At 42.3% G+C, this 17,205-nt stretch carries 12 protein-coding genes, 1 tRNA gene and 2 pseudogenes; 8 read left to right on the top strand and 7 right to left on the bottom strand.

What is annotated here, in order from left to right:
• Positions 1-44: 44 nt before the first annotated feature.
• The 3 genes from HMPREF9708_RS01755 to HMPREF9708_RS01745 are packed head-to-tail and all read right to left on the bottom strand — an operon-like array spanning position 45 to position 4,003.
• On the bottom strand, positions 45-1,784 hold the full coding sequence (locus HMPREF9708_RS01755; protein WP_006308301.1) for an ABC transporter ATP-binding protein: 1,740 nt from the start codon (positions 1,782-1,784) through the stop codon (positions 45-47).
• Positions 1,777-3,543, bottom strand: coding sequence for an ABC transporter ATP-binding protein (locus HMPREF9708_RS01750; protein WP_006308299.1), 1,767 nt, complete (start codon positions 3,541-3,543; stop codon positions 1,777-1,779). The genes HMPREF9708_RS01755 and HMPREF9708_RS01750 overlap by 8 nt, the downstream gene beginning before the upstream one ends.
• Positions 3,536-4,003, bottom strand: a complete 468-nt coding sequence (locus tag HMPREF9708_RS01745) for a MarR family winged helix-turn-helix transcriptional regulator (protein ID WP_232215523.1) — start codon at positions 4,001-4,003, stop codon at positions 3,536-3,538. Before HMPREF9708_RS01745 ends, HMPREF9708_RS01750 begins: the two co-directional genes overlap by 8 nt.
• Positions 4,004-4,371: 368 nt before the next feature.
• On the opposite strand from HMPREF9708_RS01745, the gene HMPREF9708_RS07835 reads away from it, so the two are divergent.
• Positions 4,372-6,462 carry a LysM peptidoglycan-binding domain-containing protein gene (locus HMPREF9708_RS07835; protein ID WP_006308297.1) on the top strand — a complete coding sequence of 697 codons (2,091 nt, stop codon included), beginning with the start codon at positions 4,372-4,374 and terminating at the stop codon, positions 6,460-6,462.
• A 142-nt stretch (positions 6,463-6,604) separates the two neighbouring features.
• On the opposite strand, the gene HMPREF9708_RS01735 is transcribed toward HMPREF9708_RS07835, so the two are convergent.
• Both HMPREF9708_RS01735 and HMPREF9708_RS08485 read right to left on the bottom strand, forming a co-directional pair.
• Positions 6,605-7,903 carry an ISL3 family transposase gene (locus tag HMPREF9708_RS01735; protein WP_006308296.1) on the bottom strand — a complete coding sequence of 433 codons (1,299 nt, stop codon included), beginning with the start codon at positions 7,901-7,903 and terminating at the stop codon, positions 6,605-6,607.
• A gap of 293 nt (positions 7,904-8,196) precedes the next feature.
• A pseudogene (locus HMPREF9708_RS08485) lies at positions 8,197-8,349 on the bottom strand (cation transporter); the annotation flags it as partial.
• A 239-nt stretch (positions 8,350-8,588) separates the two neighbouring features.
• On the opposite strand from HMPREF9708_RS08485, the pseudogene HMPREF9708_RS08665 reads away from it, so the two are divergent.
• From HMPREF9708_RS08665 to malQ, 3 genes and pseudogenes are all read left to right on the top strand, one after another.
• A pseudogene (locus tag HMPREF9708_RS08665) lies at positions 8,589-8,669 on the top strand (TetR family transcriptional regulator); the annotation flags it as partial.
• A 21-nt stretch (positions 8,670-8,690) separates the two neighbouring features.
• Positions 8,691-9,086 carry a TetR-like C-terminal domain-containing protein gene (locus HMPREF9708_RS07830; RefSeq protein ID WP_050814287.1) on the top strand — a complete coding sequence of 132 codons (396 nt, stop codon included), beginning with the start codon at positions 8,691-8,693 and terminating at the stop codon, positions 9,084-9,086.
• 8 nt (positions 9,087-9,094) lie between these two features.
• On the top strand, positions 9,095-10,627 hold the full coding sequence (malQ, locus tag HMPREF9708_RS01725; protein WP_006308294.1) for a 4-alpha-glucanotransferase: 1,533 nt from the start codon (positions 9,095-9,097) through the stop codon (positions 10,625-10,627).
• A gap of 199 nt (positions 10,628-10,826) precedes the next feature.
• Here the strand turns inward: malQ and HMPREF9708_RS01720 are convergent.
• Positions 10,827-10,900, bottom strand: a tRNA-Arg gene (locus HMPREF9708_RS01720).
• Positions 10,901-11,182: 282 nt separating this feature from the next.
• Between HMPREF9708_RS01720 and pdhA the strand changes: the two genes are divergently transcribed.
• From pdhA to lpdA, 4 genes are all read left to right on the top strand, one after another.
• Entirely contained in the window at positions 11,183-12,292 is a 1,110-nt protein-coding gene (gene pdhA, locus HMPREF9708_RS01715) for a pyruvate dehydrogenase (acetyl-transferring) E1 component subunit alpha (protein WP_006308293.1), read from the top strand.
• 2 nt (positions 12,293-12,294) lie between these two features.
• The gene (locus tag HMPREF9708_RS01710) at positions 12,295-13,272 is read left to right on the top strand and encodes an alpha-ketoacid dehydrogenase subunit beta (RefSeq protein ID WP_006308292.1); all 978 of its coding nucleotides are present in this window, start codon (positions 12,295-12,297) and stop codon (positions 13,270-13,272) included.
• An 84-nt stretch (positions 13,273-13,356) separates the two neighbouring features.
• Complete coding sequence (locus HMPREF9708_RS01705) at positions 13,357-15,072, top strand: 2-oxo acid dehydrogenase subunit E2 (RefSeq protein WP_006308291.1); 1,716 nt, start codon at positions 13,357-13,359, stop codon at positions 15,070-15,072.
• Positions 15,073-15,079: 7 nt separating this feature from the next.
• On the top strand, positions 15,080-16,486 hold the full coding sequence (gene lpdA, locus HMPREF9708_RS01700) for a dihydrolipoyl dehydrogenase (protein ID WP_006308290.1): 1,407 nt from the start codon (positions 15,080-15,082) through the stop codon (positions 16,484-16,486).
• Between the two features lie 180 nt (positions 16,487-16,666).
• On the opposite strand, the gene HMPREF9708_RS01695 is transcribed toward lpdA, so the two are convergent.
• The coding region (locus HMPREF9708_RS01695) for a CAP domain-containing protein (protein WP_006308289.1) at positions 16,667-17,205 on the bottom strand (539 nt) is incomplete at its 5' end.

The following is a 17,205-nucleotide window of genomic DNA, read 5'->3' as shown; positions in this document are numbered from 1 at the left end:
TTGACTGGATGACCTCACCGTGAGGAACAGTGAATGAATAGAACTTAGGAAGTCGGCTCAAATTGACTATTATATAAGTCAGCATAAAATCCATTCGCCTGCATTAATTCTTGGTGATGACCCTGTTCAATGATATTTCCATCCTTCATGACCAGAATAAGATCTGCATTACGGATAGTTGAAAGACGGTGAGCAATCACAAAGGAAGTACGCCCCTTCATTAGCTTGTCCATGGCAAGTTGAATTTGTTCTTCGGTTCTTGTATCAACGGAGGAAGTTGCTTCATCAAGAATTAACAAGGGAGCATCTTTGATCAGGGCACGGGCAATTGTCAAGAGTTGTTTTTGACCGACGGACAGGCTAATCGAATCATCTAAGACCGTATCATAGCCATCCGGTAGCGTGTTAATAAAGTGGTCCATTCCGACTGCTTGACAGGCCATGATCAGCTCTTGATCACTGACTGATTGGCGGTTAAAAATCAGGTTATCTCGAATACTTCCTTCGAATAACCAGGTATCTTGTAAGACCATAGCGAAGTGGTCATGGATTTCAGAACGTTTCATTGCCTGTAGGTCGACGCCATCAATTTCAATGACGCCTTGGTCGATCTCATAAAACCGCATTAATAGATTGACGAGGGTCGTTTTACCTGCACCCGTTGGGCCAACTATGGCAATCTTTTGACCGGGTTTGGCGCTGGCTGAGAAGTGATGAATAATGGCCTGGTTGGGTTCATAGCCAAAGGTAACATCTTTAAAATCGACATAACCCGTCACTTGGTCAATTTGTTGGCCTTTAGCCGATTCATCCGTCAATTCTTCCTCATTTAAGAAGTCAAAGACGCGGCCAATGGCAGCTCTTGCTTGAGCCAAGGCTTGGCCTGCTTGAGCTAACTGTTGAATGGGTTGACTAAACATCCGGATATACATCATAAAGGCAACGATCACCCCCATGGTAATTTGTCCCTTAATGACTAAAGAAGCTCCCACGATACAAACCAGGACATAACCAAAATTACTAATAAAAACCATCATCGGCATGGCGATGCCTGAAAAGAACCGGGCCCGCCATATACTGGACTGTAGGCGGTCATTAATTTCATCAAAGGTAGCCTTGGCCTTGTCAACGGCATTATAAGTTAGGACAACTTGATGTCCAGTATACATCTCTTCAATATGCCCATTAATTTCAGCCAGCTGATCTTGTTGCCTCTTAAAGAAAGAACGAGATTTATTCATTAAAAGCATCATCAAGACAAAACCAATTGAAACGGTTGCGATCGAAACCCAGGTGAGAGTAGTATCCGTTCTAAACATCATAACCAATGAGCCAATTAATAAAGTAGCAGCTGATACTAGGGTTGAAAGGCTTTGATTGAGGGATTGGCCTAAAGAATCTAAGTCATTCGTCACGCGTGAGAGGGTATCCCCTTGTGAATGACTGTCAAAGTAGGCAAGGGGCATCTGATGGATTTTGTCTTCCATAGCGGTCCTTAATTTTTGGGTGATGCGTTGTGAAAGAGTCGCCATAATAAAAGAAGCGACATAATTGACAAATGCCCCAACTAAATAAAGGAGCGCGAGTCGCAGGGCAATTTCACCGATACGGTCGATCTGCATGGATCCCACAATGCCTTGGGCAATCAGGTCCGTCATCTTACGAATTCGGTCTGGTCCAATGACCGATATATAAGATCCAATAATAGAGAAGATAGTGGCTAAAACAAAGAGGAGACGGTAGCCTTTAGTAAAGTGATTGAGGCTTATTTTCTTTTTATTCATGGGCTAACTCCTCCTCGTTAAGTTGTGAATAAGCAATTTCTTGATAGACTTTATTATGGGCCAGCAACTCCTTATGGGTGCCTTGGCCAACGACTCGTCCTTGGTCTAGAACCAGAATTAAATCAGCCTCCATGATGGTTGAAATGCGTTGCGCCACAATGAGTTTCGTTGTTTGACTTGTTTTTTCTTGTAATACCTGTCTGAGGAGACGGTCAGTCTTATAATCAAGGGCTGAGAAAGAATCATCGAAGATTAGAAATTCAGGCTTTCTAGCGAGTGCACGAGCAATGGCTATACGTTGTTTTTGACCGCCCGAATAATTCTTACCGGCTTGAGATACGCGACTTTCTAGTTGGTCCTCACGACTTGCCACGAATTCTTCGGCTTGGGCAATTTGGATAGCCTCCCAGATCTGATCAGTTGTTAAGGGACTTTGACTTGATTCCCCAAAATCAATATTCGAAGCAATGGTGCCCTTAAAGAGGATAGCGGTCTGAGGAATATAACCAATCAAGTTATTTAAGGCTTGGCGACTATATTCTTGAATGGGGTGGCCATTCAAGAGGATGCGTCCGGTAGTTGCATCATAAAGACGAGGAATCAGGTTAATCAGGGTTGATTTTCCTGAACCTGTTGCTCCGATAAAAGCAATTGTTTGTCCTCTTGAAGCTTTAAAGGAAATATCATGAAGAATAGGTTGACTAGCGCCAGGATATTGGAAGGACACCTGATCTACAATAAGTTCACCCTGACTTGTCGCTTGGATGGATTGTTGATCAGTGGGATAGTGCATTGTCTGACGCGTATCGACCACTTCATTAATTCGATTAGCAGAGACAATTGTACGGGGGAGGATCATGAAGATGACGGTCATCATCATAAAGCCAATGACGACCTGCATGGCATAGGATGAGAAGATGACCATGTCTGAGAAGAGAAGGATTTTTTCTTGGAAGAGGGCAGCCGAGATTAAATAGGCACCCACCCAATAGACCGCAAGGGTCAATCCGCTGGAGACGAGCATCATGACAGGCTGCATGAGACCCATCGCCCTGAAAATAAAAAGATTTAAACCGGTTAAGTCATCGTTGGCTTGTTCAAATTTGCTTGTTTGATAAGCTTGAGCATTATAAGCGCGAATGACCCGCATTCCCGTCAGAGATTCACGCATGACTTGATTCAAGCGGTCGGTGGTTGTTTGAACTTGGCGCTGCTTGGGAAAGACTAAGAAAAGTAGGGTACCCAAAGTTGTTAGCATAATGAGAACCGCGATTAAGGTGATGGTTAACCATTGTTGATTTTTACCAGCAATTTTGGTCATGGCGATCGTGGCCATTAAAGGGCCACGTACAACCACTTGTAAACCGACTGCGATGAACATTTGTATTTGGACAATATCATTCGTTGTTCGGGTTAAAAGGCTCGGAACAGAGAAGTGCTTAATTTCAGTGGTGTCAAAGTTCATGACAGTGTGAAAAACAGTTTTTCTTAAGCGTGAAGAAAAGCTTGCAGCAATCTGGCTAGATAAGAAGACCACGATCATGGATAAGAAGAAACTCAATAAGGAGAGCAAAATCATCCCTTTACCAGGTGCATAAATATCACTGAGTTGAACCTGCGGGTGCTGCAAGGCTTTGGTAATATCAGCCATGTGGTCTGGAATAGAGAGTTCAATCCAGACGCTAGCAGCAATCAGCAGAATCGCTAACAGAATCATGACCCATTCTTTAAGAGATAGTCGTTTGAATAATTTAATCATTTATTTCCTCCTCTGACTCAAGCGTTTGATTAGCATTGATAATATTTTGTTCAATCAACTGTAGCGTACGATCAAAGTGATCCAGGTCATATTGGGGGATATCGGCAAAGATTAAGTCTTTGAGAAGAGTAAAGAATTGATCCATCATGACCGATTTTTCATAGCCCAAATCTGTTAGTTGAATGATCTTATGACGTTTATCTTCAGGAAGTGTGGATGTTTGGATGAAATGGTTTTTCTCCATCCGTTTGACTAAATGACTGGCTGCTGATTTTGATATTTGATGGAATTCTTCAATGTCTTTTTGATAGATGTTTTTTTGGTCGTGGTCACTTAGAAATTGTAGGGTTGTTCCTTGAGGGCCATCCAGGTGTTCGAAGTCGTATTGGCGAGCTAATTGATGAGCTAAAATTTCAATTTCATGAACAAGCTTTCTAAAATCAGTATGCAAAAAGGGCACCTCTCTTCCGATTAGTTATCATGTGAACTATTTTAATCGCATTTTAGAAGATGTCAATAAGGATTTTTTAATATTCCTTACTCTCCAACCATCCGTCTGATGTTTTAATACTTCGTTTTTGTGTATCAAAGGATCTTTAAAGGTTCTAAAACAGACGGGCTAGAATTGGCTATCAGTGGAGGAGAACCTTTTAACTAAGAATTTGACTGGTCTGTGTTATAGGATACTTCATCAATTATGCGCCTATCGTTCTTCTCCCTTTTATCCGTTAAGAGATGAAGGATAAAAGGACATTTCATATATCTTTCATAATAATTGAGTTTATGTTAAGATTTAATTACAAATAATCTATTTAGGAAGGTAAGAGTATGAAAGTAAGAGATCTTCTTCTATCTTCATCCGCATTAATCGCCTCGGTGGCGGTGGTTGCGACGGTGAATCCATCAATATCAGCTCAAACGAAGCCCCATACAGTTGAGCACGGAGAGTACCTAGCTTTAATTGCTAGTAAGTATGGAATAACAGTAAAAAATATTATTGACTGGAATCAATTAACAACGAATTACCTCTACTCAGGGCAACAGTTAGTTGTGACAAACCCCAGTCAAGAACCATCCGTCACTCCGACCAGACCTGAGACAAATCCTCCAGCATCACAGCCTTCAGAGACGCCATCTACTGAGGCGCCTTCGAATGAGACGCCTTCAACGAGTAGTCAACCAAGTGTAGAGTCTACGACACCTAGACCTATGACTCAAGGGACCTATACTGTTCGCCCTGGTGACTCTTTATGGGCGATTGCGAACCACCATGGAATGACTATTACACAACTCAAGCAAGTGAATGGACTCCGTTCCAATATGATCCACCCCGGTGACCGCTTGAAAGTGGTAAAAGAGGCGCAATCAGCAACCAGACTACAACCCAGCCGACCTGCTAATCCGTCTGAAAGACCCGCTCAACCAAGACTTACGGAGACCCCATCTAATCCTTCAAATCGTACGCAGACAGTCTATTATACAGTTAAGCCTGGTGACTCTCTGTGGCTGATTTCGAACAAGTATGGCCTCACCATCAATGAATTGAAACGGTTAAATGGCCTCACTTCAAATATGATTCATCCAGGGAACAAACTGCGTGTTGGGAAGTCAGAGGCACCTGCTCAGCCTAGCCAACCTGTTCAACCAACGCCAACACCACAACCAGAGGATAAGGACGAATCGGTTAACCAACCAATACCTAGTCCCGCGCAGCCTCGAGAACAAGCAACTAAATACTATACTGTTCAGTCTGGTGATTATTTATGGAAGATTGCCAATGATCATCATATTTCAGTTGCTCAGCTAAAGGCATGGAATAATTTGACATCAAATTATATATATGCAGGTAATCGGCTGATTGTAGCCAAAGGGACGACAGATGGTTCAACTCGTCCTGAAAGACCTAAGCCTGAAGAGAAACCAGAAGAAGAAGCACCTCAGCCAACGCCTTCCCCACAACCAACGACTTACTATAGGGTTAAGCCTGGCGACTCCTTATGGAAGATTGCCAATCAGTTTGGTGTGACCATAAATCAAATTAAGGCATGGAACCGCATGACCTCTAATATGATTCATCCAGGAGACCGACTCTTGGTAAGTAATGGTAAGGGTGAGGATTCTGGTCACACACCAAGACCAGAAACACCACCTAGAGATGGATCAGATGCTAACCTAAGTGGGGTTCATGAAGCGGTGCAGAATGTCTTGAACCAGTATCAAAATGCCAACCTCTCAGTTTTCTTTGAAAGTGCTGTGAATGGTGATTCTCGAACAGCTTCTTGGAATGCAGACTCACAAGCCTTCTATGGAGCTTCTTCAACCAAACTAGTGCTCTTAGGCTATGTTCAAGACCAGATTGAAAAAGGAATCATCAGTTGGGATACTCGTTTCCCTTATACTAATGCTGCACACCAGCATCCAGAATCTTACTTCTATGGAACAGGTGGTTCAGGCGATATCCGTTTTCAACCAGGTTACTGGAATAAGACTTACTCCGTCCGTTACCTGGTAGAGAAAGTAACCAGTATTTCAGATAATTTGGCAGCGGACCTGCTCTTACATCATGTGGGTTATCGTAACCGTGCCGATCTTAACCGGTTTACTCAAGAAGCTTATGGGGATTCAAGCTATGACCGTAATATCAGTGCGCGCGAGTTTACTAAGTTAGTGAAGCATATTTGGCAGCAGAAAGACCCAACCGTTAAGCAGTTATTAACTCATACTCAATCGGATGGGACTCGAATTGATGCAATTCCAGTCAAAACCCATCAAAAGACTGGGGACTATGGTGGATTCCACAATGCAGCTGGTTATGTAGAAGGACAAAAGCCATTCTATCTGACCATTCTGACGCGGGCTTGGTCAGATTCCGCTATCGGAAATCTAGCCAACCAAATCTATCGTGCAGTGAATCGTTAGTAATGTCAGGCAAAATGAACTGAATAAAGAGACTCTATGACATATAGGGCTCATGACTCTAAAAAGAGACCAAACAATTGATTGTTGTTTGGTCTCCTTTATTGGCTCTTTGTCAAATAGGGTTGATGGTATTGAAAGTAGACTAAGCAACAAGTTGTTGCTTGGTCTCTTTTTCTTTTCTTCCTGACACATACAGTCGCGATATTAAAAGAATGCGGTTCTTGAAATGGGTATCCTTACGGTAGCCATAGGCATTGCGTTTAAGGACTTTAATTTTATTGTTAATCCCTTCGATTGGGCCATTGGTAATGGTTGGATGGTCAAAGGTGTTGGAAATATAAGGCTGGAATTTCTTAAAGGTTCTTAAAACCCTTCTTAATCCAGGCGCGAGATGTTGGTTAGGTGCTTGATGTAGCGTCATCATAAACTGATCGTAATCAGACTTTTCTAGGGCATAACGAAGGTTTTGAACCATCCGATACGATTCTTTAAAGACTTGATTTTGATCTAAGAGATAATCGACGATATGACCAGTATTCGTTAAAGAATCAAAGAGGGTAAACCGGCTGTAGTGTGTGTGGTCAAGGTCTGTCTCCTTCTTTAAGAACAGTTTCCAATACCGCTTCAGCTTATTATAGAGCCGTCTATCGTGGTATTTGACCTGATTCATCCATTGGATACGATACCGATTTAATTCACGATTAAGGGCTTGAACGATGTGGAAGCGATCAATAATAATGGCGGCATTAGGAAAGAGTTGACGGATCAATTCGATGTAGGGAGTGTACATATCGATACAAATGGTTTGGACCTTTTTTCGTTCTTTGCGACTATAACGGTAAAAGTAGGCCTTCAAGTATCTTAATCGTCGATCCTCTACGACATCAATGACTTGGTGGTCGGTGGCATCACAGAAGATAAAGCTCATGGCCCCGTTCACCGTTCGTGTGGACTTAAATTCATCAAAACAAAGATGTTTGGGGAGTGTCGTTGGCCTTTTACGGACTGCGGAAGAGAATGTATCCACGACCCGACGGACTGTATGAATTGAAACATACGTTTGATCGGCGATCGACTTTTCTGAATAGGTTTTGGTGGCTAAGCTAGCAATCTTTTGTTTGGTGGCTCTTGAGATGGAGCAGTTTTTCTCCACAAGTTGTGTCTGTGCAGTGAATGAATGGTGACATTGTTTACAGAGGAATCGTTGTTTATTGAGGATGAGATAACTCGCTTGTCCAGCGGATTCGAGGTAGGTGATTTTAGAAGTACGGGAACCATTCTTAACGACACAACCTTCGTGGTGACAGTTTGGACAGGTATGAACAGGATAGGTGAGTGAACAGTGGATATAGAGCTTATTGTTTTGTTCTTGAACAGAATCTGGGGAGAAATGGATATTTGGGTCTTTAATATTGAGGAGTTTTCTTATATCATTAGTCATGCACAGGGTCCTTTCTGTTTTTTGTTAGCACTTTAAATATATCGGACTTCTGTGTTTTTGTGTATTTAAAAATAGGGTTGACGGAAGATTTTTTCTTCCATCAACCCTATAAATTATAGAACCCCTTTATTTTGACAAGTATACTCGTTAAATATAAGGCATGCGATTTCTGAAAAAACATATTTTAGCTTTCTTAGCTGTGGACCTTAAACTGGAGCCCTCTTACAGGCTGTTTACGATTTAACTGGTCATCATCGGTTCACCTATTGATGGAAGCTTGATCGATCATCTAATGAAACAAGCTCCAAAAGCGTTGAGAAACCAATTGCGATGGCATCGCCAAAGTCATGGACGGCATCCGCTAAGATGGCACTAGATTGAAAAGCTAATCCAGCAAAAACTTCAATGATAGCAAATACTAAATTTTAGCTAAAAGCAATGAGCATATTACGACTTGCTTTCACCAAAAAGACCTCCTATACTAAAGGTGAATTTATTGAACAAGGTGTTCGATATCTTTATTATAGAAGAGTTAGAATGGAGGGCAATAATCAAATTAGACAGGATGTAAGATAAGGTGCATTATGTCTAATTTGTCCGGAGTCATGGATAAACGCGTACAAAAAACTCGATAAGGTATTTATAAAGCCTTCATTGAATTATTAAGTGAAAAACACTCGATAAAATCACGGTCAAAGACATTATTGAACGTGCCAATATTGGACGATCTACCTTTTACGATCATTATGCTGTTAAGGAAGAACTCTTGGAGCAAGTTTGCATAGAGTTGTTTGAACACACCTTTGTGGAGCGACAAGTGCCTGTGGATCCAAGTGAAATGACCACTCACTTGTTCTATCATTTTAAACAGAACAAAGACAAGATTAAAACCTTACTGCTCTCTCATAATAATTATTTTAATCAACAATTTTCTAATTACCTGACCCAATATTTATACCCCTTAGTGATTACTCAAATTCGGCAAAACTTTAAAGGTTTTCCAGAGAATCTCCTGGAATCTTTCTTTGAGACCAGCTTTATGAACCTTTTAATTTGGTGGTTAACCCAAGAGGACGCGCTCAGTGAAGCAGAGTTAGCCGATTACTTTTTGACAATTATTCTGGGAAAAACATATGATAAAAACTCGACCCATAATCGATTGGGGTCTGAAGGTGAGGAGTGAGATCTGATATGGTTTTAAGCAAAAAGATGGAGGGTACGGAACGTTGTTCGGGCATCTTACTGGCTATTTCTTCCTTGCCTAATCCGTATGGGATTGGCTCTTTTGGTCAGTCTGCCTATCAATTTGTTGATTTTTTAGTTGAGACGGAACAGACCTACTGGCAGATCTTACCCTTAACCACAACGAGTTATGGCGATTCTCCCTATCAATCCTTTTCGGTCTCAGCGGGGAACATCTATTTCATTGATCTTGATTATCTGGTACAAGAAGACCTGCTCCTGTCGGAGGAACTGACTGAGATTGACTTTGGTCAAAGACCAGACCAGGTGGATTATGGGTCAATCTACCAGACTCGCTTAAAACTCCTGATCCTTGCGGCAAAGCGATTTCTAGAAGAAGGGGACTTAACGGATTATCACCTTTTTGTAGAAAGGGAAGCAGACTGGCTGAAGGATTATGCAGAATTCATGGCTATCAAAGCGGTCCATGGTATGAGCGCCTGGACAGAATGGGACCGTCCTATTAGACAGCGGGAAGAGCAGGCCCTGGAGGCCTTCCGCCAGCAGTTGGCAAATCAGATCGAACATCATCAGGTGATCCAGTATTTCTTTTATTCACAGTGGGAGAAGTTAAAGAGATATGCCAATCAAAAAGGGATTCAAATTATTGGGGATCTACCAATTTATGTAAGCGAGGATAGTGTTGAGATGTGGGCTCAACGCGACTACTTTCAAGTGGATGAGGAAGGGTTGCCTCGAATGGTAGCTGGGACACCTCCTGATGCCTTTTCAGTTGAAGGACAATACTGGGGCAACCCCCTTTACGATTGGAAATATCATGCGAACCATCATTATGATTGGTGGGTTCACCGTATTCAATCGAGCCTACGCTTATACGACTTGATTCGGTTAGACCATTTTCGAGGTTTTGAAGCCTACTGGGCGATACCAACTGGGTCCGAAACGGCAGCTGCCGGTAGCTGGGTCAAGGGGCCTGGGCAGGACTTCTTTAATCAGCTCAAATCGCGGTTAGGGCATTTACCAATTATTGCGGAAGACCTGGGAGTTATTACGGAAGAAGTGGAGGCTATGCGTGACTCGGCGGGCTTTCCTGGCATGAGGGTTCTGCAATTCGGTTTAGACCATGGGCAAGATTCGCTCCATCTCCCTCACCATTATCATTGGAACACAATCGCTTATGTTGGAACGCATGATAATGAGACAGCCTTAGGTAGATACTTAGGACTTTCTCCTTCAGAGCAAGCGGCTTTTGATGCCTATGCCATGCGGCCACCCACAGAGAGCCCGGCTCAAGCCATGAATCGTTTAATTGCTCAATCGGTTAGCCGAGTGGCGATTTATTGCATGCAAGATTTATTAGACCTTGATAACCAAGCTAGGATGAATCGCCCCAGCTGTTTAGGTCAGAACTGGCAATGGCGGTTGAAGGCTGGCCAATTAGATAATCAATTAGCTAGCAAATTAAGGACTTTAACGAGGCGCTACTATCGATCGAATCCCCACCGGGAGGAAGCCCACTAGGCGGCCAATCTGAATAAGACGATCCTGGGAACAGTTAATTGTTAAATAAGAACAGTTATGTTTATTCATGCACAAGTCTGTTTTTAGAGTCTAAAGATCACGACGAATTTGTCTTGCGATTTGGTGAGCAATTGGGCCCTTTTCTAGACGGTGCTGACAACAAACACACAAAAAAGAGAGGGGGTCCCTCTCTTTTTTACATGCCAGGTAGGATTCGAACCTACGACCTACGGTTTAGAAGACCGTTGCTCTATCCAGCTGAGCTACTGGCACATCATAACTTTACCATCATATAATGTTATGACTAGTTTGTCAAGAATATTCTGATAGATCGTTGATTATTTCACAAAATAATATAACAGTTTAGATCTGTGTTATAACAGGTCGTCTTCTGGATCTCATTTTTCTGCAGGTCTCCCTTTTTGTTACTTATAAGCAAGTGAGTCAGTTTTGCTTGCATTCAGGGGTGGTTGATGTTATTTTATTCATGTAAGGTTGTTATAACAGTTTTTTATCCTGTGTAATAATCAATAAACAAGAGAGGACTGTGAATAGATGGCACGGACTAAAGCAAAAGTAACAATGGAAGACTTGTTACGAACTGATAACTTTGATTTTTCGACGGTACAGGTAATGAATGAAGAGGGGCAAATTGTCAATGAGGAATTGTTAGGGGACATTACCGATGAAGACATGGTTGGCTTCATGGAAGATATGGTATGGGCACGTGAACTCTTCGAACGTTCAACTGCTTTAAACCGTCAAGGACGTCTTGGCTTCTATGCACCAACTTCTGGGCAAGAAGCTTCACAACTCGGAACAGTCTTAGCAACAACAGAGGAAGACTTCTTACTTCCAGGCTACCGTGACGTTCCTCAATTAATTAAGCATGGTTTACCTTTAACTAAAGCTTTCTTATGGTCTAAAGGACATGTTGAGGGGAATAATTACCCAGAAGATTTTAAGGCTTACCCACCACAAATCATTATTGGTGCCCAATATGTTCAAACAGCGGGTGTGGCTTTAGGTATTAAGAAGAATAACCGTCAGGCTGTTGCCATGACTTGGACGGGTGACGGCGGAACTTCTCAAGGCGACTTCTACGAAGGAATTAACTTTGCTGGCGCTTATAAGGCACCTGCTGTCTTCGTAGTTCAAAATAACGGTTGGGCAATCTCAACACCACGTTCTAAACAGACAGCTGCTGTCACACTGGCTCAAAAAGCTGTAGCAGCAGGAATCCCTGGTATCCAAGTAGATGGAATGGACATCTTGGCAGTTTATGCTGTAACGAAGGCTGCACGTGAATATGCAATTGCGGGTAACGGACCAGTTCTAATTGAAACACTTTGCTACCGCTTCGGTCCACATACCCTATCAGGAGATGATCCTAAGCGTTACCAACCTGAAGGAAGCCAAGATGAATGGCGTGCAAAGGATCCACTTATCCGGATGCGTAAGTATTTAACAGATAAGGGACTATGGTCTCAAGAGAAAGAAGACGAGATTGTAGAAAAGACTAAGGAAGAAATTAAGGCAGCCATCAAGGAAGCTGATCAAGTTCCTAAGCAAAAAGTCTCAGAATTCTTGAAGAACATGTACGAGACGCCAGATTATGTGACAAGTGAACAAATTGAATATTATGAAGCAAAGGAGAATAAATAATTATGGCTAAATTAACAATGATTCAGGCAATTACAGATGCCTTAGCCACTGAATTACGTAATGATGACCGTACACTCGTTTTCGGTGAAGACGTTGGTAAGAACGGTGGGGTCTTCCGGGCAACTGAAGGGCTTCAAGAAGAATTTGGTGAAGAACGAGTGATGGATACTCCTCTTGCTGAGTCTGGTATCAGTGGTATGGCAATTGGTCTTGCCTTAGAAGGCTTCCGCCCAATCCCTGAAATTCAATTTAATGGTTTCGTATTTGAAGCTATGGATTCTGTTGCAGGTCAAGCTGCCCGTACACGTTATCGGATGGGTGGAACTCGTAATTTACCAATTACTTTCCGTGCACCATTCGGCGGTGGCGTTCATACACCAGAATTACACGCGGATTCATTAGAAGGCTTATTAGCACAAGCGCCTGGCTTGAAAGTGGTTATTCCTTCAAACCCATATGATGCTAAGGGATTATTAATCTCAGCGATCCGTGATAATGACCCTGTTTACTTCTTAGAGCATATGAAACTTTACCGTTCATTCCGTGAAGAGGTTCCGGAAGAGGAGTATACGGTAGAAATTGGCAAGGCTAAGATTGTTCAAGAAGGAACAGATGTGACCTTAATTGCATACGGAGCAATGGTTCAAGAATCCGTTAAGGCGGCTGAAACTCTAGCGAAAGATGGTATTTCTGCTGAAGTTTTAGACTTAAGAACGGTTCAACCACTTGATATCGAAACAATCGTAAAATCTGTTGAAAAGACAGGCAAAGTGGTCATGGTACAAGAAGCACAACGTCAAGCAGGTGTTGGAAATAAAGTGATTGCTGAAATTTCTGAACGTGCAATTCTATCTCTAACAGCTCCAATTGGGTTTGTTGCAGCACCTGATACAATCTTCCCATTCGGTTTGGCTGAAAAAGACTGGTTACCACATGCTGAAGACATTGTCGCTAAGGTTAAAGAATTAGAAGATTTCTAGTCAATTCCAATACTAAGGGCAAGTAGCGACTTGCCCTTCATTTTGGCAAGGATGAATTGAGCATATTAAAAAGGAGAATAAATAATGGCATTTCAATTTAAATTACCCGCCCTTGGTGAAGGGATTATGGAAGGTGAAATTGTATCCTGGGCAGTAAAAGAAGGGGATACAATTGAAGAAGATCAAACGCTTGTAGAAGTTCAAAATGACAAATCAGTTGAAGAATTACCTTCTCCTGTTGCCGGAACAATTACAAAGATTCTTGTGCAAGAAGGAACAGTTGCTCACCTAGGTGAACCTCTTGTTGAAATCGATGCTCCAGGCCATGAAGATAATTCTGAAGAAGCAGCGCCTGCTCAAGCTGAGGAAGCAGAAGCAGCACCAGCAGCGAGTCAACCAGCAGCCAGCGGCTCAACGGCATACTTCCAATTCAAACTTCCAGCACTTGGTGAAGGAATCATGGAAGGTGAAATCGTATCTTGGGCTGTCAATGAAGGGGACACCATTGAAGAAGATAATACAATTGTAGAAGTTCAAAACGACAAGTCAGTCGAAGAATTACCTTCACCTGTCTCTGGTGTTGTTAAGAAAATCCATGTTCCTGCAGGACAAATCGCACAATTAGGTGATGTTCTCGTTGAAATTGATTCACCTGATCATAATGGTCAAGCCGGTGATGCGGAAGCTGCTCAAGCGCATGCAAATGCTTATGATGATGCGGCAGCTCCAGCTGAAGAGGTTCCAGCTGATCCACGTGGCGAGTCACAAAAACAAGATACATCTATTGAGGTTAGCCAAGGTTTATCCGATGAAGAAGCAAAGAATCGTCGTGTCTTAGCCATGCCATCCGTTCGTAAGTTAGCCCGTGATAAAGGCTTCGATATTACTCGTATTCCTGGATCTGGTAAGAATGGTCGCATTACTCGTGAAGATGTTGAGAACTTCAACCCAGCAGCGAATGCGGGTCAATCCGCAGCTCAACAACCAGCTGCACCTGCAGGTCAAGAACAAGCGCAAGCCGCTGGTGTTGAACAATCAGCTGCTCCAGCTTCTCAACCAGCTGCTCCAGCGAAACCATTCACCTCTTCTCAAGCAGAGCGTGAAGAACGCGTTGCTATGTCTGGAACACGGACAGCGATTGCTCAAGCAATGGTTAACTCTAAGCATACAGCACCTCACGTCACCTTATATGATGAAGTTGAAGTGTCTAAATTATGGGCACACCGTAAGAAATACAAGGAAGTGGCTGCTGAACAAGATGTTAAATTGACCTTCTTACCATATGTTGTGAAGGCATTGATTGCCGCTGCTAAGAAATATCCTGTAATTAATGCATCAATTGATGATGTTTCTAATGAAATTGTTTACAAGAACTACTATAATATAGGTATTGCGACAGATACAGATCGAGGTCTATACGTACCAAACATCAAGAATGCAAATACTAAGAACATGTTCCAAATTGCACAAGAGATTGTTGACCTTTCATCTAAGGCCCATGACGGCTCACTTCAAATGTCTGAGATGTCAGAGGGAACCATTACAATTTCAAATATTGGATCAGCGGGCGGTAAATGGTTTAGCCCAATTATTAACCACCCAGAAGTTGCAATCTTAGGATTCGGATCAATCGTTCAACAACCAATTGTGAATGAGGAAGGCGAATTAGCAGTTGGCCGCGTATGTAAGTTATCACTAAGCTTTGACCATCGAATTGTAGATGGAGCAACTGCACAACGTGCCCTCAATGAGGTGAAACGTTTCTTAGCAGACCCAGAACTATTATTAATGGAAGGATAGTGATCAAATGGTCGTTGGAGATTTTGCAACAGAACTAGATACAGTCGTTATTGGAGCAGGTCCTGGAGGTTATGTTGCAGCGATTCGCGCAGCACAACTTGGTCAAAAAGTTGCGATTGTGGAGAGAGAGTACTTTGGTGGCGTATGTTTAAACGTAGGGTGTATCCCTTCTAAGGCATTGATCCAAGCGGCTCATGTCTATCACCAAACAAAACATCCTGAAATTTTCGGTATTTCAGCTGAGAATGTGACCGTTGATTGGAGTAAGACCCAAGACTGGAAACAAAATCAAGTTGTTAAGAAGATGACTTCAGGCGTGGAAATGCTCTTAAAGAAAAACAAAGTTGAAATTATTGAAGGGGAAGCTTTCTTCTCTGATCGTGATACAATTCGTGTTGTATCAGGAGATAATGCTCAAACCTATACCTTCAAGAATGCAATTTTGGCAAATGGTTCACGACCAATTGAAATTAAAGGCTTTCCTTTCGGTGAACGGATTATCGATTCAACAGGTGGCCTAAACCTACCAGAAATTCCTAAGGAGTTAGTAATTATTGGTGGTGGCGTGATTGGATCTGAGTTAGGCTCTGTTTATGCGAACTTCGGTACTAAGGTAACCATCCTGGAAGGTTCTAAACAATTCATTCCTTCATTTGACAAGGATATGACGAAGTTGGTTGAGAAGGACTTCAAAGCCCATGGTGCTGAAATTGTGACGAATGCAATGGCTAAGGGTGCAGAAGTCAAAGGTGACCGCGTTGTGGTTACATATGAACATAAGGGTGAAGAAAAAACAGTCGAAGCGGATTACATAATGGTAACCGTAGGACGTCGTCCAAATACCGACCAAGTGAACTTAGAACTTGCGGGTATCGATCTTGATGATCGTGGCTTTGTGAAGGTCGATAAACAAGGTCGAACTTCTAATCCACATGTCTTTGCGATTGGAGATATTGTACCTGGACCGATGCTTGCGCATAAAGCTTCTTATGAAGGTAAAGTGGCTGCAGCAGCAATTTCAGGTGAAAAGGATGAAGTAGACTACGTTGCGATGCCATCTGTATGCTATACCAACCCTGAATTAGCAACAGCAGGACATACTAAGGATTCAGCTAAGGAAGCTGGATTAGATGTTAAAGTTACGAAATTTCCTTACGGTGGTAACGGTCGGGCAGTTGCGCTTGACCAATATAGTGGATTTGTCCGCTTAGTGACGACTAAGGAAGATAATGTAGTAGTTGGTGTTCAAATTGCAGGTCCAAGTGCTTCTGATGTTATGGCAGAAGTGGTTCTAGCAATTGAAGCAGGAATGAACGCTGAAGATATCGCGTTAACTGTTCACGCTCACCCAACATTAGCAGAAGCAACTATGGATGCTGCCGAAGCAGCGCTTGGTTCACCGATCCATATGTAAGACTTACAAAAAACCTTGCAGGCGAAAGGCTTGCAAGGTTTTTTGTCTTATATTCTGGTGAGTGAACAGTTCTCTCTCTCGTAAAAATTATGGAACTTAAAAAACAGCACCCGATATTTATACTGGGTGCTGTTTTCTTTTAGTTGATCAGATGAATCCTAGTAAGGGTGCGGATTCAGTTTATGGTTTTTGAGCTGTGAAGGTTTGAACACCGTAATAATAAGTGTCGTCCGCAAAAATTGAGAAGGTCACTGCCGAGAAATTTGGATCTAACATATTTCTTCTGTGGCCAGGAGAATTCTTCCACTCGATAAAGAAAATATTAACAAGTTCCTCCATATGTTCTGGCTCTGTAATGGCACCTTTTATTTGATTCTTTGATATTTTGACAATGTTTTCACCATAGGCTGAGCCTAATCCTTCTTCCGTAAATGCCGTAAGCCATGTATCACCATTAGGTCTTTCATGGGCAAAGTGTTTCGCGATTTCCTCAGATCTTAAATCAGTACCTGGCTGAACGTTCGGGTTATAAGTGATTTTTGGAGAATAATTTGTGAGACGGAAATCATTAATAAGTTTTAACATTTCCGTTTGAGCAAAGTTTAAAGAATTTTCAGTTTCCGGTTCTGGGTCTTTTGGATTTTCATGCTCTTGATCAGAATCCGAATTATCTTCAATGCGTTCTGCAGGAACTAATTCTGTCCAAGGAATGGATTCCT

This window comes from Facklamia languida CCUG 37842, assembly GCF_000245795.1.
Taxonomy (GTDB): domain Bacteria; phylum Bacillota; class Bacilli; order Lactobacillales; family Aerococcaceae; genus Facklamia; species Facklamia languida.
The sequence above is the reverse complement of the archived record's forward strand: the minus strand, read 5'-3'. Positions and strand labels throughout refer to the sequence as shown.